Annotated in this window: 20 protein-coding genes and 1 pseudogene; 11 read left to right on the top strand and 10 right to left on the bottom strand. The window is 70.1% G+C overall.

Going from position 1 to position 20,164, the window contains the following annotated elements; all coding sequences use genetic code 11:
- Positions 1–269 precede the first annotated feature (269 nt).
- Positions 270–1,502 carry a glycosyltransferase gene (locus OHS59_RS03420; protein WP_328491882.1) on the top strand — a complete coding sequence of 411 codons (1,233 nt, stop codon included), beginning with the start codon at positions 270–272 and terminating at the stop codon, positions 1,500–1,502.
- Between the two features lie 31 nt (positions 1,503–1,533).
- Here OHS59_RS03420 and OHS59_RS03415 read toward each other — a convergent pair whose 3' ends face one another.
- From OHS59_RS03415 to OHS59_RS03405, 3 genes are all read right to left on the bottom strand, one after another.
- Complete coding sequence (locus OHS59_RS03415; protein ID WP_328491881.1) at positions 1,534–1,905, bottom strand: hypothetical protein; 372 nt, start codon at positions 1,903–1,905, stop codon at positions 1,534–1,536.
- Between the two features lie 54 nt (positions 1,906–1,959).
- Positions 1,960–2,685, bottom strand: coding sequence for an SDR family NAD(P)-dependent oxidoreductase (locus OHS59_RS03410; protein WP_328491880.1), 726 nt, complete (start codon positions 2,683–2,685; stop codon positions 1,960–1,962).
- Between the two features lie 196 nt (positions 2,686–2,881).
- Positions 2,882–3,802 carry a LysR family transcriptional regulator gene (locus OHS59_RS03405; protein WP_328491879.1) on the bottom strand — a complete coding sequence of 307 codons (921 nt, stop codon included), beginning with the start codon at positions 3,800–3,802 and terminating at the stop codon, positions 2,882–2,884.
- Between the two features lie 151 nt (positions 3,803–3,953).
- Here OHS59_RS03405 and OHS59_RS03400 point away from each other — a divergent pair, with 151 nt between their 5' ends.
- Positions 3,954–4,559 (top strand): GOLPH3/VPS74 family protein, encoded by a 606-nt coding sequence (locus tag OHS59_RS03400; protein ID WP_328491878.1) that lies wholly within the window; start codon positions 3,954–3,956, stop codon positions 4,557–4,559.
- Positions 4,560–4,660: 101 nt separating this feature from the next.
- On the opposite strand, the gene OHS59_RS03395 is transcribed toward OHS59_RS03400, so the two are convergent.
- Positions 4,661–5,281 carry a TetR/AcrR family transcriptional regulator gene (locus OHS59_RS03395; RefSeq protein WP_328491877.1) on the bottom strand — a complete coding sequence of 207 codons (621 nt, stop codon included), beginning with the start codon at positions 5,279–5,281 and terminating at the stop codon, positions 4,661–4,663.
- A gap of 129 nt (positions 5,282–5,410) precedes the next feature.
- On the bottom strand, positions 5,411–6,034 hold the full coding sequence (locus OHS59_RS03390) for a TetR/AcrR family transcriptional regulator (RefSeq protein ID WP_328491876.1): 624 nt from the start codon (positions 6,032–6,034) through the stop codon (positions 5,411–5,413).
- Positions 6,035–6,192: 158 nt separating this feature from the next.
- Between OHS59_RS03390 and OHS59_RS03385 the strand changes: the two genes are divergently transcribed.
- Positions 6,193–8,550 (top strand): 2Fe-2S iron-sulfur cluster-binding protein, encoded by a 2,358-nt coding sequence (locus tag OHS59_RS03385; RefSeq protein WP_328491875.1) that lies wholly within the window; start codon positions 6,193–6,195, stop codon positions 8,548–8,550.
- A 99-nt stretch (positions 8,551–8,649) separates the two neighbouring features.
- Here OHS59_RS03385 and OHS59_RS03380 read toward each other — a convergent pair whose 3' ends face one another.
- Positions 8,650–9,117, bottom strand: a complete 468-nt coding sequence (locus OHS59_RS03380) for a winged helix-turn-helix transcriptional regulator (protein WP_328491874.1) — start codon at positions 9,115–9,117, stop codon at positions 8,650–8,652.
- Between the two features lie 100 nt (positions 9,118–9,217).
- Here OHS59_RS03380 and OHS59_RS03375 point away from each other — a divergent pair, with 100 nt between their 5' ends.
- The gene (locus OHS59_RS03375; protein ID WP_328491873.1) at positions 9,218–9,715 is read left to right on the top strand and encodes a PaaI family thioesterase; all 498 of its coding nucleotides are present in this window, start codon (positions 9,218–9,220) and stop codon (positions 9,713–9,715) included.
- A gap of 25 nt (positions 9,716–9,740) precedes the next feature.
- Here OHS59_RS03375 and OHS59_RS03370 read toward each other — a convergent pair whose 3' ends face one another.
- Positions 9,741–10,430 carry a PH domain-containing protein gene (locus OHS59_RS03370; RefSeq protein WP_328491872.1) on the bottom strand — a complete coding sequence of 230 codons (690 nt, stop codon included), beginning with the start codon at positions 10,428–10,430 and terminating at the stop codon, positions 9,741–9,743.
- A 302-nt stretch (positions 10,431–10,732) separates the two neighbouring features.
- A complete protein-coding gene (locus tag OHS59_RS03365; protein WP_328491871.1) occupies positions 10,733–11,329 on the bottom strand; it encodes a TetR/AcrR family transcriptional regulator in 597 nt (198 codons plus the stop codon).
- Positions 11,330–11,513: 184 nt separating this feature from the next.
- Between OHS59_RS03365 and OHS59_RS03360 the strand changes: the two genes are divergently transcribed.
- The gene (locus OHS59_RS03360) at positions 11,514–12,494 is read left to right on the top strand and encodes an alpha/beta hydrolase family protein (RefSeq protein ID WP_328491870.1); all 981 of its coding nucleotides are present in this window, start codon (positions 11,514–11,516) and stop codon (positions 12,492–12,494) included.
- A 422-nt stretch (positions 12,495–12,916) separates the two neighbouring features.
- Complete coding sequence (locus tag OHS59_RS03355) at positions 12,917–13,210, top strand: hypothetical protein (RefSeq protein ID WP_328491869.1); 294 nt, start codon at positions 12,917–12,919, stop codon at positions 13,208–13,210.
- Positions 13,211–13,530: 320 nt separating this feature from the next.
- On the opposite strand, the gene OHS59_RS03350 is transcribed toward OHS59_RS03355, so the two are convergent.
- Positions 13,531–14,856: an MFS transporter gene (locus OHS59_RS03350; protein WP_328491868.1), complete on the bottom strand. Its 1,326-nt coding sequence runs from the start codon at positions 14,854–14,856 to the stop codon at positions 13,531–13,533.
- A gap of 127 nt (positions 14,857–14,983) precedes the next feature.
- Complete coding sequence (locus tag OHS59_RS03345) at positions 14,984–15,901, bottom strand: LLM class F420-dependent oxidoreductase (RefSeq protein WP_328491867.1); 918 nt, start codon at positions 15,899–15,901, stop codon at positions 14,984–14,986.
- 153 nt (positions 15,902–16,054) lie between these two features.
- Here OHS59_RS03345 and OHS59_RS03340 point away from each other — a divergent pair.
- From OHS59_RS03340 to OHS59_RS03320, 5 genes and pseudogenes are all read left to right on the top strand, one after another.
- Positions 16,055–16,275 (top strand): annotated as a pseudogene (locus OHS59_RS03340) (helix-turn-helix transcriptional regulator); the annotation flags it as partial.
- Positions 16,276–16,616: 341 nt separating this feature from the next.
- Entirely contained in the window at positions 16,617–17,483 is an 867-nt protein-coding gene (locus OHS59_RS03335; RefSeq protein ID WP_328491866.1) for an ABC transporter permease, read from the top strand.
- Between the two features lie 77 nt (positions 17,484–17,560).
- Complete coding sequence (locus OHS59_RS03330) at positions 17,561–18,616, top strand: taurine ABC transporter substrate-binding protein (RefSeq protein WP_328491865.1); 1,056 nt, start codon at positions 17,561–17,563, stop codon at positions 18,614–18,616.
- Complete coding sequence (locus OHS59_RS03325) at positions 18,603–19,424, top strand: ABC transporter ATP-binding protein (RefSeq protein ID WP_328491864.1); 822 nt, start codon at positions 18,603–18,605, stop codon at positions 19,422–19,424. The genes OHS59_RS03330 and OHS59_RS03325 overlap by 14 nt, the downstream gene beginning before the upstream one ends.
- A 140-nt stretch (positions 19,425–19,564) precedes the next feature.
- Complete coding sequence (locus OHS59_RS03320) at positions 19,565–20,113, top strand: hypothetical protein (RefSeq protein WP_328491863.1); 549 nt, start codon at positions 19,565–19,567, stop codon at positions 20,111–20,113.
- Positions 20,114–20,164: the final 51 nt, after the last annotated feature.

Genomic DNA, 20,164 nt, shown 5'->3' with positions numbered 1-20,164 from the left:
GTAATCAGGGGTTGGAGACACGCCGGTGGCACCCCGCCGACCGGTCGGCGGGGCGGACGCTCCGGGGACTTCGAGCGATCCGAGCGACGAGCGATCCGAGCGTGCTGAGAGGACCGAGCGTGCTGAGAGGACCGAGGGATTCAGGGAAAGGGGAGTGATCACCTCTTTCCACTCTCAACGTATAGCGCACCAGGGGGCTTGCGGCAAGGCCCCGGGGGTGCCGCAGAATCTCCCGCTGAAGCCGGAATTCGCGGAAACAGGGGTACTGAATGCGTGTGGTGTTGTCGGCCTATGACTCGCGCGGCGGCGTCGAACCACTGGTGGGACTCGCGGTGCGACTGCGGGAACTGGGCGCGGAGGTGCGGGTGTGCGCGCCGCCCGACGAGGAGTTCGCGAAGCGGCTGGCCGGGATCGGTGTGGAGATGGTGCCGACCGGCCGGTCGGTGCGCCGGTTGGTGACCGGTAGGACACCACCGACGGCGGGCGGCGTGCCCCGGCGCGCGGCCGAGTTGGTCGCCGCCTTCCACGACAACGTCATGGCGCAGGCCGAGGGCTGCGATGTGCTGGTCGCGACCGGCCTGGTACCGGCCGTGGCAGGTGTGCGGTCGGTGGCCGAGAAGCTGGGCATCCGCTACGTGTATGTCAGCCACCAGCCGGTCAGCCTGCCGTCGCCGCACCACCCGCCGATCCCGCGACCGGGCCGGCCCCTCGCGCCGGACGTGACCGACAACCAGGTGCTGTGGGACCAGGACGCCCGTGACGCACAAGAGGTGTTCGGCGAGGCGATCAACACCCACCGGGTGTCGATCGGCCTGCCACCCGTGGACAACGTCCGCGACCACGTCTTCACCGACCGCCCCTGGCTGGCCTCCGACCCGGTCCTGGCCCCGTGGCAGCGGCCGGCGGATCTGGAGGTCGTGCAGACCGGAGCGTGGCTCGTACCGGACGAACGCCCGCTCCCTGCCGGGCTGTCGGCGTTCCTGGACGCCGGAACACCACCGGTCTACGTGGGCTTCGGCAGCATTCCCATGCGCGATCCCGAGGACGTGGCCCGGGTGTCCATCGAGGCGGTACGCGCTCAGGGTCGTCGCGTGATCGTCTCCCACGGCTGGGCCGAACTGGCCCTGATCGACGGCCAGGACGACTGCTTCGTCGTCGGTGAGGCCAACCATCAGGCACTGTTCAGCCGGGTGGCCGCCGTCGTGCATCACGGCGGCGCGGGCACGACCACGACGGCCACCTGGTCCGGCGCGCCTCAGGTGGTGGTGCCCCAAGGGGGCGACCAGCCGTACTTCGCCTCCCGTGTGGCAGACCTGGGCATCGGCGCGGCACACGACGGTCCGACTCCGGCCTTCGAGTCCCTGTCGGCCGCGCTCAGGACGGCCCTGACCCCCGAGACACGCGCGAGCGCCACCGCCGTCGCCGGCAGGGTCCGTACCGACGGGGCGGCGGTGGCCGCCAGGTTGCTGCTGCGCGCCGACAGCCGAGTCAGCCGTGGCTGAGTCGACTGCGGCCGAATCGACCGAGGCCGACTCAACTGGGCCGGGAGACCTGGTAGTAGCTGATGTACCAGTCCTCCTCCTCGCGCTTCACCAGCACACCGAGGTTGACGCCGAGTGTGGGTCGGTCGGTGAACGAGAAGTCGACTTCCAGGTAGCCGAGCACCACGTCGTCGGCGGGCCGTCGGGTTTCGAGGATCCGGTAGTCGGCCTTCAGTCCGATGGGCTGGGAGTCGTAGTAGGCGGCGATTCCGGGCCTGCCGACGCTGTAGGGGTGCAGTCCCTGGAAGATCGCGTCCTCGGTGAACTGAGCGGCCACCCGCTGCGGTTCATGTGCGTCGACACCGGCCTTCCACCGGTCGAGGACACCGCGCAGGATCGCCTCACTGGTCGTCGTGCTGTTCATCAGGCTTCTCCTGTTCACTGGGACGGGGGCCGGGCTCACGACGGGCGGGGTGGGTCAGTGGCCCGCGCTCATGCCGCCGTCGACGTGCAGGATCTCGCCGGTGACGAACGGGGCGTTCTCCAGGTAGATCACCGCGTCGACGATGTCGCTCTCCTCGCCCAGCCGGCCGACCGGCTGCAGGGCCGCGAGGGCCTCGTGGGTCTCCGCGGGGTGCATCGGGGTCCTGATGGTGCCCGGGGAGACCGCGTTGGTACGGATCCCGCGGGTGGCGTACTCGATGGCGAGGGACTTCGTGGCGGACTGCAGACCGCCCTTGGTCAGTGAGGCGAGCACGGAGGGGACGTCGGAGTCCGCGTTGTCGACCAGGCTGGTGGTGATGTTGACGATGTGACCGCCGCCCTGGGCGAGCATCTGCCCGATGGCCAGCTGGGTGATGCGGAAGAAGCCGGCCAGGTTCACACCGGTCACCGCGGCGTAGTCGTCGGCGGTGTAGTCGGTGAAGGGCTTGGCGACGAAGAGACCGGCGTTGTTGACCAGGGTGTCGATACGTCCGAACTCCTCGACACCGGCGGCGATCACGCGCTCGGCGGTGGCGGGGTCGGCGATGTCACCCTGGACGGTGAGGACTCCCGCGTCGGCGGAGGGTGCGATCGTGCGTGAGGTGGCGACGACGGCGTAACCGAGCTTGCGGTAGGCGTCGACGAGGCCGGCGCCGATGCCCTGCGAAGCACCGGTGATGACGGCGACCTTCTGGTCCTGGGTCTGGTCCTTGGAGCTCATGATGACCTTCTTCGGGGTGAGGTGGCTGCTTGACCGATCTAAAAGCCGACCGGTCGACTATCTGGAATGTAGGCGCCTCCACCAGGGGAGTCAAAGGTCAACAGGGCTCCGGCCAGGACCGGCTTTCTCCCTGGTGGTAGGCGCAGCCTTCCAGCCCACGTCAGGGGTGCGGCGGGGCATCAGGGAGGAGCGCCGGCTACCGGTGCGGGTCGCTCTCGGGCAGCCAGGCGTCCGGGGCGTGGATGCCGAGGTCGCCCACGCTGTCGCAGAGGGCGTCCACGAGGGCGAGGACCGCGGGACGCTCTTCGCCCGCGCGCCTGACCAGGGACCAGGTCCAGTGGATCTCCGGTGCGACGACCGGGCGTCGGACCAGGTCGGGCGGCAGGGGAGTGGTCTGGCCCTTGGGCGAGTTGATGACGGGCCGGCTGCTGCGGCGGACGTGGTCGAAGAACGCCGGGCCGGTGATGCCGCCGTCGGAGACGCGTACCGCGCGGGCCCCGGTGTCCCGTGCCAATAGTTCGGCGTAGGCGTTCCAGGACGACCAGGAGGTGGTGTCGTCGTCGAGGAGAGCGGCGGTGTCGCGGGCTGCCACGCTGCTCGTGTCCTCGCCGGTCGCGACGGCGTAGAGCCGGTCGGCGCCGATGAGCCGGGCGTGCAGGCCGCGCTGTTCCAGGTCCTCGGTCCGCACCCAGCACACGGCGAGATCCAGGCTGCCGTCGGCGACCCGGGCGGCCTGCGTGTGCGAGGGCGCGATCCACGCGTCGATGTGGAGTTGGGCCACCGCGGCGGCGCGGGTGGTGAGATCGGGTGGGAGCCAGTTGACGTAGCCCAGCCGTACCGGTTCAGATCCGGCCAGCCGGCCCGCGCGCCGCTGGAGGTCACCGGCTCGTTCCAGCAGGGCGCGGGTGTGGGGGAGCAGCGCCGCACCCGCCTGGGTGAGGGACACCGAGCGGCGGTCGCGATCGAACAGCCGCACGCCCAGGTCGCGTTCGAGGGCCTTGATCTGCTGTGACAGGGAGGGCCCCGCGATCAGCAGGCGCTCGGCGGCCCGGCCGAAGTTCAGCTCCTCGGCGACCGCGACGAAGTACCGCAGTTGGCGCAGCTCCATGCTCGTCATGCTACGTCGGTGAGAGGCCACGCCTCCCAGTGAAGGGAGCCGGTGGTGGCGACGGCTGCGGCGTTCGGCCTCGCGCCGGTGTCAAGCTGGATCCCGACGACGTATCACCACCGATGCTTCCGACACCGATGCCTCTGACATGGAGTCCGTCATGACCACACCGCGCGACCTGCTGATCATCACCATGGACGTGGCGTCCGGCAGTCCCGTCGGGCAGGGCGACCTGTCGCTGGCTCTTGCGGGCGCCGAACTGATCGACCTCGGCGACGCCCGGGCACTCACCCTGGACGACGACCGCATCGTGCCCGGCCCGCAGGGGACTCATGGCGATCGTCTGCTGGACGAGGCGGCATCGGCGCTCACCCGTGAGGCACCGTACGAGTCCGTCGAGGACTGGCTGTGGCGCCGGGGCCGCGGCCTGTCCTCGGTCTACCTCGCCGCCCTGAGCGCGGAAGGAGAAGCCACTGAGCCACGCCACCAGTGGATCCCGTTCCGGAGCGAGGCGACCAGGTTGACCGACTCACCGGCCCGCCGTCGCGCGGCCGACCGCTGGGCGTCGGGCGAGCCCGTTCTCGCCTACCTCGCGGCGGCCGTCGGCGTCCACGACGAGCCGGCCGAAGAGGTCGCGAACCTCGTCGACGACAGGGTCGTGACCGTACTGGCCGCCGTCAACGAGGCGGTACGGGAACTGGAGGCCGTACGGCAGCGGCGGAGCATCGAGAACGCGGCCTTCGACAACATCTGGCGCGGCCAGTGAAGTGACCCGGGCCCGGGTGGCTGCCCCGGCCCCGTCCTGGCTCTGTTCCGGCCCCGCGCCGGCCGGTGGGAGACGATCCCGCGCGGACCGTCCACGGGTGGTCAGACGCCGGCCGCGACCTCACGCACCGTGCGGGCGCCGAGCAGGGCCAGGCAGTTCGCCCACAGGGAGCCGAGCCGCCGCGTGTTGTTGTAGAGCTTGGCGAACAGGACCTGGCCCTCCAGCTGAGCCACCACCGCGCGTGCGGCCTCCCGGGTATCGGTCACGGTGACCTCCTGACGTCCGAGGGCCTCGGCGACGACCGAGTCGACCATGTCGACCTGGGCCTCGAAGATCTCCTGCAACCGCGTGCGGACCGACTCGGTCTGATTGCTCATCTCCAGGGTGAGGTTCCCGAACAGGCACCCCGAGACGCTGCCACAGCTCTCCTGCCCGGCGAACTGTGCGGCCTCCGCCTCCTCGAACAGCCGACGCAGCCGGTCCAGTGGTTCCGTGTCTGTGCCGAGGATGTGTTCCCAGGTGTCCTTCTGGCCGGCCCAGTGCTCGTCGATCACGGCCAGCGCGAGAGCTTCCTTGGAATCGAAGAAATAGTAGAAGCTGCCCTTGGGCACACCGGCCGCCTTGCAGATCTCGGCCACACCCAGAGCCGAGTAACCACGCAGCTCGATGAGCGACTGCGCGGCGGCGAGGATCTTCTCCCTGGCGTCGCTGGTCCGTCCCATGCGGCGAGTGTACGACCGGCCGTCCACCGCCTGTCGGACCAGGCGCCCGGCGCCGGTCGGACAGACCTGACGGAGTCCGCGGATCCGAGGGAGTCCAGATCCGAGGGAGTCCACAGACCTGACGGGGTCCTACGGGGCGAGGTAGCGGCTCAGCATGGTCACGAGTTCGTCTTCGAGCCGCCGGGCCTCGACCGGTCGGGGTTCCGACATCAGATTGTGCGTGACGAACTCGATGGTGGACACGATCAGCACCGCGGCTGTGTCGACGTCGCGCACGTGGGCGTCCGGATGCTTCTCCAGAAGCTCGCGGATCTGCGCCACGCGCTCCTTCTCGTACCGTGCCAGCTTCTCCGCGAGCCCGGAGGAACGCGGAGCCTGTTCGAGCATGATGCGCAGCAGGTGCGGGTCGCCCCGGTGGTTGTCGATGGTCGCGCGGACGAGCGTGCGCAGGGCGTCCTGAAGGCTCATGGCGAGTATGTCCTCGCCGCCACCGTCGGCAGTTCCGCCGGTGGTACCGCCCCCGATGTGCTGCACCAGCAACTCGGCGAGGATCGCGTCCTTGTTGGGGAAGTACTGGTAGAGCGAGCCGATGGAGACCCGGGCCTCCTCGGCGATGCGGTTGGTCGTGCCGGCGGCGTATCCGTACTCGGCGAAAACGTGAGCAGCGGCAGCGAGGATGCGGCCGCGAGTCAGCTCGGCACGCACCTGACGGGGCTTGCGACGTGGGTCGACACGCCGGTGGTCGGGAGGCACGGCGGGACTCCTTCGGGGTGCGAAAAGCGAGTAGCCAAGAACATGAGCCGGAACTCACAATAGTGCCATGAGCTGCACCTTTACCCCTTGCGTAGGCACTGGGGCGCGGGGTCTTCGGTGCAGTGCCCAGCCAGCGTGAGCCGTGACAAGGAGCCCGCATGCCCTCCACACCCCCACCGGACAGCAGTCCTGCCGCCGGCCCGCCCTCACCGGCGTCGATCAGCCGGATGACGACGGTCGAGGAAGTCGTGGCGGCCGTGGGACGTGCCTCTCCCATGGTGATGAAGAAGCAGATCGACCGGCTCGACGAGGGCTGTACGACGGTGATCCGGCGTGCCCCGATAGCGGGCCTCGGCTACGAGGACAGCCGCGGCGACCGCCGGACCACCTTCGTCGGTGGCGCACCCGGCTTCGCACGTGTGGACTCCGCGACCCGCATCGCCGTCCCCTTCGCCACCGCAGACCGCCCGGAGCGGCCGGCGCCGCACAGCGGAGTCTCCTTCGTGTTCCTGCTGCCGGGCGTCGGCGAGACGCTGCGGCTCAACGGGAACCTGGCCGCGTACGACGGCGCCTTCCTGGTCGTCGACGTCCAGGAGGCGTACGTGCACTGCGCGCGGGCCGTCCTGCGCTCACGCCTTTGGCAGCAGCAGCACGCCGGTGCCCCGGCCTTGACACCAACTGCCTCCGCGGCCGGTACGGGTCCGGCCTCGGCGCGGGACACAGCCGGTACGGGTCCGGTCTCGTCCAGGGACATGGCCGTCGGTACGGGTCCGGCCTCGGAGACGGCCGGGGCGCCGCTGCACAGGCCGGGCATCGCCCAGTTCCTGCGGAGCGCGCCCTTCCTGGTCCTGTCCAGCGGTGACAGCTCCGGAGGCGGTGACACCAGCCCTCGCGGAGACCAGCCCGGGTTCGCCCGCGCTCTCGACGGACACACCCTCGTCCTTCCCGACCGCAAGGGCAACCAGCGCGCCGACACCCTCCACAACCTCCTCCAGGACGAACGCATCGCTCTCGCCGCCCTCGTCCCGGGCCGTACGGAGGTGCTGCACCTGCACGGCACCGCCCACGTCACCGACGACCCCGCACTGCTGGAGACCATGTCCCTGCGCGGGGCGCCACCGCAGGCGGCACTCGTCATCAGGGTCCGCGACGCAGCCCTGCGCACCAGCCCGGTCGTGGAGCGCGCGCAGTTGTGGAGCCCCGCCGCGCACGTGGAACGCGGAGCGGTGCCGGACCTGATAGCTCTGGCCTCCCGGCACGCGGCGGCCAATCCGACGAAGGTCAAGGGCGGCCCGCCCGCCTTCCTGGCCAAGCCGCTCGCCGCCTTCCCCCGATTCACACGATGGCTGATGGACCTCGGATACCGAAAGGCGCTGGAGAAGGAGGGCTACGGGGACTCCTCGCCGCGTCCCGGATCCACCCCGCGCGCCACCGGCACCGGCACGGGCACCGGCACGGGTCTCGGGCAGGAGGGTGCGAAGCGGCGGATGCGGGTCACGGCGGTGCGCCGGGAGACGCCGAGCGCCCTCACGGTCACGTTGGAGGACGCGGTCGGTCCCGGCAGTCCTGTGCACTTCCGGCCCGGACAGTTCTTCACCCTTGTCACCGACGTCGCCGGGCGGACTGTCCGGCGCGCCTACTCGGCCTCCTCGGTGCCCGGCTCGCCCCGACTGGAGGTCACCGTCAAGCGCGTCTCGGACGGGCTGTTCTCGAACCATGTCCATGAAAACCTGAAGACGGGAGACTCCCTGGAGATCCGCGGACCCTCGGGCACCTTCTGCGTCGACCAGCAGCGGTCGGCCGACGGGGAGTTGGTGCTGATCGCGGCAGGCAGTGGGGTGACCCCGATGATGAGCATCATCCGTACGGTCCTGGCCGCTCGGACGGATACTCGGCTGGCCCTGCTCTACGGCAACCGCACAGAGGAAGAGGCCATCTTCGCGAGGGAGTTGGACCGCCTGCAGCGACAGCACCCGGACCGTCTGACGGTCACACACCGACTCACCCGCCCCTCACCGGCGTGGACCGGCGACCGTGGCCGCCTCGAAGCCGACGCGATCCGTCACTGGCTCAAGGAGTTGGCGCCCTCCCTGCGTGCCCGCTACTTCGTGTGCGGTCCCGATGCCGTCGCCGACACGGCCCTCGAGGTCCTGAAGGAATGGGGCGTCCCCGAGAGCCGGACCCACGTCGAGAGCTACACCAGTGCCCACACCGACTCCGGGGCCACGGCAACAGGCCCCCACCGGATGTCCGTCGAAGAGAACGGGCAGCGGATCGGCACCGTGGTCGTGGAACCGGGTGAGACGTTGCTCGGCGCCGGCCTGGACGCGGGACTGCCGATGCCGTACTCGTGCACCGTCGGCAACTGCGGCGAGTGCCTGGTCAGACTCCGCGAGGGACAGGTCGACGTGGGCCGGCCGAACTGCCTCACCCGACAGCAACAGGCCGAGGGCTACACCCTGGCCTGTGTCGGCCGCCCACGCTCGGCGGTCACCATCGACATCGGCGAGACGTGAGCGAGACGTAGGCGCCGTGCCTGAGGCAGTACCAGAGGTCGCGCCTGAGGCAGTATCAGAGGCCGTGCCTGAGCCCGCACTTGAGGCTGTGCCCGCGGCTCAGGACAACGGCTGTGCGGAAGGCCCCGGCCGAGTGCGTGCCTCCTGGGGGCGCAGCGGGCCGTGGCTGTCGGCGCAGGTGACCACCGTACGGACCGGTTCGCCGCAGTCCGCGTGGTAGACGTCGAGCGGTGGACCCTCCGGGTCGGCGGTGTACCTGTCTCCCCATCCCTTGAGGGCGAGCATCACGGGCCACAGGTCCCAGCCCTTCTTCGTGAGCCGGTACTCGTGCCGGGTACGCCGCCCGGACTCCTGATAGGGAACGGTGTCCAGGATCCCCGCCCCGACCAACTTGCGCAGCCGGTCCGCGAGTATCGCGTCCGAAAGGCCGATGTGCCGCCGGAAGTCGTCGAAGCGCCGGACTCCGTTCATGGCGTCCCGGAGCACGAGAAGCGACCACTTCTCGCCGATCACATCCAGTGTGCGCCGGACGGTGCAGTTCTCGGTACTGACTTCAACCCACTCCATGTCACGACCCTAGGCCAGCTTCACCATTGACAGCCAGCAACGGGACTATCTAACTTTGATAAATATAGTCAGCTGGCGAGGATGAGGCGAAAAGGGAGTCATGGACAGATCGCGAACGTTCACCTGGGAGGATCCGGCTGTTTCGGCGGGAGCCGTGGGAAAGGCCACGGGCCTGGACTTCCTGCGCGACATCGTCGCCGGACGCCTTCCCGCCCCGCCCATCGCGTCTGCCCTGGGCTTCAGCCTGGAGGAGGTCGAGCACGGCCGGGCCGTCTTCGTGCTGGCTCCGGGGGAGGAGCACTACAACCCGATCGGAAGCGTCCACGGCGGTGTCTACGCCACGCTGCTCGACTCGGCGGCCGGCTGCGCCGTTCAGTCGGTGCTGCCCCAGGGCACGGCGTACACCTCGCTCGACCTCTCGTTGAAGTTCCTGCGCCCGATCACCGTGGACACGGGCAAGGTCCGTGCTGTCGGCACCGTCCTGAACAGCGGCCGCCGCACCGCCCTCGCGCAGGCCGAACTCTTCGACTCCACCGACCGACTGCTCGCCCACGCCACCAGCAGCTGCCTGCTCTTCCCGATGCCCGCGACCAGCTGATCGCTCCGCTCGGCGGTCGGTCGCCTCAGCGGTGGCGCCGGTCTCCGCCGCCGCTGCTCCAGCGGCTGCGGTACGAGGCCGTCGCGGCCAGCAGGAAGATCAAGGGCGCCCCCACTCCCATCACCATGAGCGGCGTCAGGGCCGGCTCGAGCCACTCCGGCAGGTCGACGAACAGCGGCAGCAGCATCAGTACGGTCAACGGGATGAACGCCAGCATCACGGCGGCGAACCCCATCATGAGGGCCGCCTGGCGGGCATCACGCCGGTCGATGAGGAAGGCGGCCTGCGGGTCGGGAGCCCAGTCCTCACCGCGCAGCTCCTCCCACGCGCCGATCAGCAGCTCCAGTTCACGCTCGATGTTCACATGGAGGTCGTCGACGAACGGCAGCAACACCTTGCTGCCGTCCCGGCCGTAGGCGTGCACCAGGACATTGGCGGCACCGCTCTGGACCGCCGAGGCCGGATTGAGCTCCGCCCGGATGTCCTGGATGTCCTCCCAGGCAAGCCGTCTGCGCTTGACCATGCCGCGCACATGGATCGCCTTGATGTCGGCGGCGGTCGAGCAGCGCAGCGTGGCGTGGAAGAGCCACCCCATGAGAGCCACCCACGCCGCGAGGAAGGGGTACCGGAACGAGGCGGGCAGGTCGTCGGCGGTCCACAGGGGCAGCACCATGCCCACTGTGCCGACGGCGATCACCCAGAGGAAGGCGTGCATTCGGGACCGCTTCATCCGGTACTCGCGCGGCAATCGTTCGTATCCCACAGCCACCCCCGGTCCGGCTCGCCCGACCTGTCGTCACCGCATCGTCGTCCCACCGCATCGCCGACACCGCGATGCGGGCGCCACGATGTCGGCACCATGGTGAGGTCCCAACTCCGTTGTGTCCAGAGGGATTTGGGATGTGGTGACACGTCCCGGGGAGTGCCGTGACGTCTTACCGGCGCGGTTACGGGTGCGGGACCTCACCGGATTCTCCGGTCGGGTTCGTCCGGTCGCGGGGTACGGGACCGTCCGGCTCAGGCCGGCCGGGGGTGGCGCAGCCCTTGGAGGAGTAGTTCGATCAGGCGCCGCGGGTCGTAACGCGGGTCGCTGTCGCGTCCGATGCAGAGGTTGCCGATACCGCGCATCAGCTCGTAGGGCTGTGTGTCGGACCTGATGTCCCCAGACTCGACGGCGGCGTCGAGCAGTTGTGTGCAGACGGGGCCCAGGCGGTCGAGGAAGTAGGTGTGCAGCGCGGTGAAGCGGCTGCTGTCCGACTGGAGGGCGTCGGCGAGTCCGTGCTTGGTGACCAGGAAGTCGACGAAGAGGTCGATCCACTGACGGAGGGCCTCGAAGGGGGAGTCGGCCTCGGCCAGCAGTCGTGGGCCCGCCTCCGCGCACTCCTCGATCTGGTGGCGGTAGACGGCGGTGACGAGATCCGCCCGGGTCGGGAAGTGACGGTAGATCGTCCCCATCCCGACACCCGCCTTGGCGGCGATCTGGCGGATCGGCGCGTCGACGCCCGAGGTGACGAAGACCTCGGCGGCGGCGGCGAGCAGCGTCTGCTGGTTGCGCACCGCGTCGGCCCGCTTGCTTCGGGCCGACGCCTTCCCGGCGGGGCTCTCGGTGGACACCAGGTTTCCTTCCGGCCACGGTTGACAAAGCGGAGCGCTGTTCCGAATAATATGTGGAGCAACGTTCCGGTTCAGGTTAGCCGAGACCGGGCGTGTCTGGCCACCTGCTTGCCCGACTGCCTCCCGTCGTCCGGCCCGATCCGGAGCCGGTGACGGCACGGCCCCCAGAAGGGAACCGTTCCTCATGAGCGCATTCACCGACACCGGCACTGGCACCGATGCTGCCGCGGTCCTCGGCCCGCCCGTTCCCGTCCTGTCGTACAGCCCCGTCGTCCTGTCCGTGCCCGGACGTCCCGTGGACCTGCGGGTGCGCGTCTCCGTACCGGCGACCGGCACCGATCTGCCCGTGATCCTCCTGTCCCACGGCCACGGCGGCTCGAACCACCTCTCCTCGCTGCACGGATACGCGCCGCTCGCCGACTTCTGGGCGGCACACGGGTTCGTCGTCCTCCAGCCCACCCACCTCAGCTCCAGGACGCTGAGCCGCGTGCTCGTAGACGCTCCCGGCGGGCCCTTCTTCTGGCGCTCACGTGCCGAGGACATGACGCACATCCTCGACCGGCTCGACGTGATCGTAGCCGCCGTGCCGCAGCTCGCCGGGCGGATCGACCACGGGAGTGTCGCTGTCGCGGGTCACTCGCTGGGCGGCTTCACCGCCGGTCTCCTGTTGGGAGCCCGCGTCACCGACCCCGACAGCGGGGAGGTGGTGGACCTCGCCGAGCCCCGTATCAAGGCGGGTGTGCTGCTGGCCGCGCCCGGCAGGGGCGGTGACGTACTGAACGGCTTCATGGCCAAGGAGATCCCGTTCTTCAAGGTCGTCGACTTCTCCACGATGACCACACCGGCTCTGGTCGTCGCCGGGGACAAGGACGACTCGCGGCACTTCACGGACATGGGTCCGGACTGGCACGCGGACCCGTACAGCCTCGCGCCCGGCCCCAAGACCCTGCTCACCCTGTTCGACGCCGAGCACGGGCTCGGTGGGATCGCCGGCTACGACGTCGCCGAGACCACGGACGAGAACCCCGAGCGGGTCGCCGCGGTGGGACGGCTCGCCGCGGCCTACCTGCGCACCAGGTTCCAGCCCGGTGACGACGCGTGGCAGACGACGAGTGACGCGCTGACGACGGGCCCGGACCCGGTCGGGCGCGTCGAGTCCAAGTAGCCCGCCGCGCGGACGGTTCCGAGGCCGCCTCCGAAACACGACGTCGAAGGAGTCATGACCCGCTGCCAGGGAACCCGGCAGCCGCACGAGTGCCGGCGGACCCATTTTCGAGCGGGAGATGTCATGACGACGAACGACAGCGACAGCGGCATTGACAGTGACAGCGGTGACGACCGGGAAACGGGACGTCGTTGCAAGGCGTGCGGCAGCAGGCCCGCCGCGAACGAAACGGTGTGCGAGCACTGCAGAGCCGTGCTCGAACTCCCGGATCCGTCCGGGCTGGTCGAGGACGAGGGCGCCGCGGTCCGACGCGCCTTCGAAGGCCGTGACGGTCAGCCGCGATCAGGTGGTGGGTCCCGGACTCTCGGGGAGGAGAGCGCATGACCAGTGAATCGCGGAGTATCGGGGGTACACGGCTCGGCATGGCACCGAAGAAAGATCACTCCATGTCCCTGAGGGCCGTGCGGCAGTTGCACCGGATGCGCACCTTCTACGCGGCCGCCGTCCTGCTGTGGGCGGCGTCGGCCGCCTGGGTGGGCTGGGAACATCCCGGCAGTCGCCAGATGTGGGTGTCCGCTCTCTTCACGCTGGTCTTCATGGGCCTGCTGGCCGTGACATCCCTGTGGCTGCGGCGCCTTCAGGGCACGGGCGCGGACAAGCCCGCGCATCACGCCGCTCCGCGCAGGGCACCCGCTGGCAGTCACGCCAACGCCTGAACTGGGGCGTACGGCAGGTGAGGCCGCCGGCCGAGCAGCCGACTGAGGGATTTCCCTCTCTGTGCTCCGAGGCCGGCCAAGAGCCAGGGGGACGCTATGCCACACCGTTCAGGTCCGGAAGCCGTACCGTCGTGGGCCAGGCCCGGCACTCGGTGGGGACCGTGACTCTACGGGCCGATGCTCTGCACAAGCATCGGATACCTCGTGTGGCGGGTGGCCGACGGAGCCGGTACCGGAAGCGTCGCGGTGTCGGCGTGCCAGGTTCTGCTGTGGGTGGCACTTCTGGCAGCCAACCTGTCCGCACGACGCAGGCATCGCACTCAGTGAGGGCGGCCGCCGGGCCAGGCTGCTGAAGGGTCGCCGGATGACGGAGAAGCACGACCTCGACGACAGGCTCGCGAGTTCTCGGCTCGGCTGTCCGCCCGGGTGATCGGTCCGGACGGCCATGCGGTCGTCATCGCCGCGACGGCCACGATCGTCCCTGCCATGACGAACGCCCAGGTCACGCCGCCCGGTCTGTCCACGACGGTGCCCGCCACCGCCCCGCCGACCGCGTTGGCCGCGACGGGGACGGCGGCGATCCAGGTGTGTGCCTCCGTGAGCATGCCCGGCGGTACGATCCGGCCCACGAGGGAGATGTAGACCGTGAGGGAGGGGGCGATGACGCCGCCGCCGAGTGCGAGTGCGGCACCCAGCGCCGCCGGACCCGGCATGACGGCGAGCGCCGCAAGGCTCACGGCCACGCAGCCGAGCAGCCACGCGAGTTGGCGGGACAGGGGAGAGCGCGGTGGCCGGGCTCCGTACCAGAGGCCGCCCAGTGCGGACCCCAGGCCCCACACCCCGAGCAGCAGTCCGGCCAGTGCGGCGGAGTCGTGGCCCGACTGCTCGGTGGCGTAGGAGGGCACTGCCACGCTGACGGCGCCGAAGCCCGCCCCCAGTGCGCCCACGCATCCCAGGAGCACGGTGAAGCCGGAGAGGCGCAGGGGGCCCAGGCCGTTCGTCCTGACGTGGGAGGGGCGGGGGCGCCGGGCCCGCATCACGGTTCCGCAGGCCACCGCGACCGTTCCGGCCGGCGTGACACCGGCGGCCGCGGCGATCGCCGCGGCCGGGGTGGCGACGATCCCGGACAGCCCCACCAGCAGGGGACCGATGACGAAGACGAACTCGTACAACGCCGTGTCCGCGGCCAGCACGGTCCCCCGCAGTCCACCTGAACCGGTACTCGGCTCGGTCAGCCGGTCGCATGCTCCGCGGACGGCAGGGGTGAGCGGTGGATAGGTCGCCCCGGCGGCAGCGGCCGTCGCGCAGATCAGGGACAGCGCGCTGCCCCCGTCGGCCGCGAGCACCAGTCCGGCGAGAGCGGTGGCATGGGCGACCGCGGCGACGAGAAGGACCGGGGAGGGCCCCAGCCGGTCGGCGAGCCGCCCGATCACCGGACTGACCGACACACCGGCCAGGGCGTACAGGCCGACCGCGAGGCTGGCGTACGCGTACCGCCCGGTCGCACGTTCGGCGAGCAGCAGCAGCAGCAGTGCGAGCGGCGTCATGCCGCTGCCGAGCCGTGCGACGGCTCCCGCCACGAGCAGCGACGCGAGTCCGGGGATCTTGCGGATCTCGGCGTATCGCCCCAACGCGCTCCTGGTCATCGCTCCCTATGGCGAACGGGTACGAACGGACGGCCGTGGACGAACGGACGGTCGCGCACGAACCGACGGCTGCGGGCGAACGCACGGCCGGGACGAACAGTCACAGACTCACCGCTACGGACGTGTCTCAGGCGGTCGCCAGCTCCCCGAGCAGCTTCCAGGTACGCCGCCGGTCCGCCTCGCCGCCCAGGTCCGTCGCCGTGAACACCACCTCCGTCGCCCCGGCCTCGCGATACCGGCGCACCTCGGCGGCGACGGTCTCCTCGTCGCCGATGACCGCCAGGTCGACGGCGCGGGTGCCACCGGAGAGCTCGATGACTCGCTGGTAGGAGGGGAACTGCTCGTAGAAGGCGAGCGACTCGGTCGCGGTCTCCCGTACCGCCTCCACGTCGGCGGTGACCACGCCGGGCACGAAGGCCACGATCCGGGGCGACGGACGGCCCGCGGCCTCGGCCGCCGCGGTGACGGCCGGGACGATGTGCTCGGCGAGCGCGCGCGGCCCGGCCAGCAACGGCAGGATGCCGTCGGCGAGTTCACCCGAGACACGCAGCGACTGCGGACCCATGGCGGCCACCAGCAGCGGTACCGGCGGCTCGGCCCCCGGCACTCGCGCCGACAGAGGCGTGGTGGCGTTCAGCAGCTCGCCGTGGAAGTCGGCACTGCCCGTTTCCAGCAATGGGCGCAGAGCGGTGAGGAATTCACGGAGCCGGCCGATGGGGCGCTCGTACGGGATGCCGAAGGCTGCCTCGGTCAGCTGTTTCGTGCCGAGCGCGAGACCCAGGTGGTAGCGGCCTCCGGTCGCGGCCTGGGCCGTCTGTGCCTGGCTGGAGACGAGCAGCGGGTGACGGCCGAAGACCGGGACAGCGGCGGTCCCGACCTGGAGCCCCGGCACTTCGCGGCCGACGATCGCGGCGAGCGAGGGGGAGTCGTAGCCGAAGGTCTGCCCGAACCACGCGGAGTGCAGTCCGGCCTCGTGAGCCTCTCGCGCGAGTCGCACCGTACTGTCGATCCGGTTCTGAGGGGAGAGTGCTGCTCCGATGGTCATATACACGGCAACGGGCGGTCTCACGCCCGTCATTCCGGCTCGTACATGACAACCGTATGGCGGCTGTGTAACGGCGTTCAGGCCGTCGTCCTCGCCGTCGCGGGCTTCGGTGCGGTGGGCTCCGGCAGGGTGCGGAACAGCAGCCAGCTCAGGGCGGGCAGCCGCACCCTCTCCCGCTCTTCAAGGCGGATCTCGGCATGAGCTTTCCCCAGTGGCGCACCCAACTGCGCCTGTACCACGCGCTGATCCTGCTGGCCGGGAACACCCCCGTGACGGTCGTGGCCCACCACTGCGGCTGGTCGTCCGCCAGCGCCTTCATCGACGTCTTCCGCCGCATCTTCGGGCCCACCCCGGGAACCCACCAGCCCCACTGACCGACATGCCTCCGCGGCGCTGCGGCCGTACCCGCGGCGGTACTTGGTCCCAGGTTGTGGGACACCACTTGGTGAAGCGCCGTGGCTGCTGTACAAATGGGCCCCATGAATCACGAACCGCTGGTGCGACGCCTGGTCATCGACCTGTGCCGATGCCCCGTTTCGTGTTGTTGTTCGTCTTGTTGACCGCGCTTTTCTGACGCGCTCCGCCGTCCGGTGATGTGCCCGGCGGCCACCTCTTCTCCCGCACCCCTTCTCGCACCTCGGTGCGTTCTCCGAGTTTCCCGGCCCCCGCCGGCCTCAACCGATCGTCTTCCGGCGCCCATGGAGGCCCTGTCCCCATGTCCACCATCCCCTCCCTGCCACAGACCGACCTCACTCCGCCGTCCGGCCAGCCGCCGGTGCGGCGACGTCGCCGCGGCACAGCGCGCGTCCGCCACATCGCTCTGCCCTTCGGCTCACTCCTGCTCTTCCTCCTCCTGTGGCAACTGCTGGCGGCGAGCGGAACGTGGAGCGAGACGCTGGTCCCGCCCCCGGCCAAGGTCTGGAGCGCGTTCATCGACGTGTCCACGACCCACGACGGAGTACGGGGCTACAACGGCACCACCCTCATCGAGCACCTGGGCATCAGCCTGCGGCGCATCGCACTCGGCGCCGGCATCGGCATCGCCCTCGGGGTGGTCTTCGGCCTCGTCATGGGCACCGTCGGCTGGGTCCGTTCGCTCTTCGAGCCCTGGATCACCTTCCTGCGTACGCTGCCGCCGCTGGCGTACTTCTCACTGCTCATCATCTGGCTGGGCATCAACGAGGAACCCAAGATCACCCTGCTGGCCGTGGCCGCCTTCCCGCCGGTGGCGGTGTCCACCACCACCGCGGTGACCGCCGTGTCGCAGAGCCTGATCGAGGCCGCACGCGCCCTCGGCGGGTCCCGGTGGGACGTCGTCAAGGACGTCATCGTGCCGTCCGCCCTGCCGGAGACACTCACCGGCATCCGACTGGCCGTGGGCGTCGCCTACTCCTCCCTCGTCGCCGCCGAGCTGGTCAACGGACTGCCCGGTATCGGCGGCATGGTCAAGGACGCCGCCAACTACAACAACACCCCGGTGGTACTCGTCGGCATCATCGCCATCGGGATCTCAGGGCTTGTCATCGACGGTCTGCTGCTCCGGCTGGAGCGCGCCGTCGTGCCCTGGCGCGGGCACGTCTAGGTCCCGCCCCTCTCGTCCCTGAGCAGCCTCCGTCACCTTGCAGGAACTCCGCTCCCCTGAACAGAAACGGCCTCACCATGTCTCGCTCCCTCCCTCAAGGCCCATCCCGACGCCTGCTGCTCGCCGGCGCCCTGGCAGCGGTGTCCGCGGCCGTCACCGGCTGCTCCTCCGACAGCGAGGCATCCTCGTCCGGCGGCTCCAAGCGGCTGCGCATCGGCTACTTCGCCTTCCCCAGCGGCGACCTGCTCGTGAAGAACAAGAAGCTGCTGGAGAAGGAGCTTCCGGACTACAAGATCACCTGGATCAAGTTCGACTCCGGCGCCAGCGTCAACCAGGCCTTCCTGGGCAAGTCGCTCGACATCGCCGCACTGGGCTCCAGCCCGTTCGCCCGCGGGATCTCCGGGAGTTCACCGATCCCGTACAAGGTCGCGTTCGTTCTCGACGTGGCGGGCGAGAACGAGGCTCTGGTGGCCCGCAAGGACGCCGGTATATCCGACGTCGCCGGGCTCAAGGGGAAGACGATCGCCACCCCCTTCGCCTCGACCTCGCACTACAGCCTGCTGGCGGCGCTGGAGAAGGCCGGCCTCAAGGCGTCCGACGTCAAGCTGGTCGACCTGCAACCGCAGGCGATCATCGCCGCCTGGCAGCGGGGGGACATCGACGCCGCATACGTGTGGCTGCCAACCCTGGACGAGCTGCGCAAGACCGGTACGCAGCTCACCAGCAGCAAGGAGATCGGCGCGGCGGGCAAACCGACCCTCGACCTGGCCGTCGTGTCCGACGAACTCATCGCCAGGGACCCGAAGGCGATCGACACCTGGCGGAAGGTGGAGGCGCAGGCCCTGAGCCTTCTCAAGTCCGACCCGGACGGCTCGGTCAAGGCCGTCGCCGCCGAGCTGAGCATCAGCACGGCGGACGCCAAGGCCCAGCTCGCACAAGGGGTGTTCCTCACCCCGGACGAGGTCGCCTCCGCCGACTGGCTGGGCACAGAGGGGAGTCCGGGCGAACTGCTGACCTATGTCACCGACACCGCGCAGTTCCTGGCCGACCAGAAGCAGATCGACGCCGCGCCGTCCGCGGACGCCGTTCGCAAGGCCTTCTATCTGAAGGGACTGCCCGATGTCCTCAAGTGAAACAGTCAGCAAGGGAGTTGAGGCGCGGGACGCCGAACGGGCCGGATCCGTCCGGCTCGACCACGTCACCCACCGGTACGGCCGGGGCGGCGAGACCGTCACGGCCGTCGGACCGGTCGATCTGACCGTCCCCGCCGGCGAGTTCCTGGTTCTCGTCGGCGCGTCCGGCTGCGGCAAGAGCACGCTGCTGCGGCTGATCGCCGGTTTCGAGCAGCCCACCCACGGTTCGGTACGTGTCTCCGGCGCCGCACCCCGGCCGGGCGAGACCGCCGGAGTGGTGTTCCAGACACCTCGCCTGTTCCCCTGGCGGACGGTGCAGGGGAACGTCGACCTGGCACTGCGGTACGCGGGGGTCGACCGGTCCCAATGGCCCGAGCGGCGGGCGCAGTTGCTGGCGCGCGTCGGTCTCGAAGGAACGGGGAGGCGACGCGTCTGGGAGATCTCCGGCGGTCAGCAGCAGCGCGTCGCCATCGCCCGCGCCCTCGCGGCCGAGAACCCGCTGTTCCTGCTCGACGAACCCTTCGCGGCGCTGGACGCGCTGACCCGGGAGCGGCTCCAGGAGGACGTACGGCAGGTGACCGCCGAGACGGGACGGACCACGGTGTTCGTCACCCACTCCGCGGACGAGGCGGTGTTCCTCGGCTCCCGCATCGTGGTGCTGACGAAGAGCCCCGGGACCGTCGCCCTGGACCTGCCGATCACGCTTCCGCGGGGCGCTGTCGACGCGGACGAGTTGCGCGAGTCCCGTGAGTTCGTCGACCTGCGCGCGCAGGTCGCCCACGCGGTGAAGTCGGCGGCCGCGGCCTGATGCCCGGAACCGCGCGACCCGCCGGTTGTCCTCCAGGGACAGCCCGGCGGGAAGCTCGGTCCCCACCCCGGGCTGAGCCCTTCTGGTGTGCCAAAAACCCTTGTAAGCACGCCAGTTGCACGCCGTTTACACTCTCGCCCATGATCTCTCTGGACGACCCGCGCTGGCCCGCCCTCGACCACCGCGGCTGGTCCGAAGGGCAGGGTGCGCCGGACGCGCCCTTCGTCCCGGACGAGCTGCGGCACCTGGTGGCGGATCCCACGGACGGTGAGCGTTTCACCGACCTGTGGCCCTACCTGTGTTCCGAGGGAACCGCCTGGCCGGCCGCCTATGCCGCCGTGCCCCACCTCGTCACCATCGCGCGCGGCCTTCCTCCGGCCGGTCCCGAGCGCGACGACTACCTCTACGTCGTCGGCCTCGTGGCCATCTGTTCCGGCGAACTCGGGTACGTGCCCGACGACCTGCCCGACGACATCGCGGACGCCTACCGGCAGGCCCTCCCCGACGCCCTGGGTCTCCTGGCCGAGACGCTGGCTGCGGGGGAGCACGACCAGATCACGACCCGCTATCTGCTCGCCGCCATGGCGGCCCTCAAAGGACACCCCGACTACGCGGAGATACTCAACGAGCTCGACGTCTACGCCGAGTGCCAGTCCTGCGGCGAACCCATGCTCGAACTCCCGGAATAGCCGGGATCCGGCAGCGACGACGGCGCCCGGAGCACCGCAACGCCCCACGCC

This window comes from Streptomyces sp. NBC_00414, from assembly GCF_036038375.1.
In the GTDB taxonomy this organism is placed as follows: Bacteria; Actinomycetota; Actinomycetes; order Streptomycetales; family Streptomycetaceae; genus Streptomyces.
Note: the sequence above shows the minus strand (reverse complement) of the source record. Positions and strands in the feature narration are given on the sequence as shown.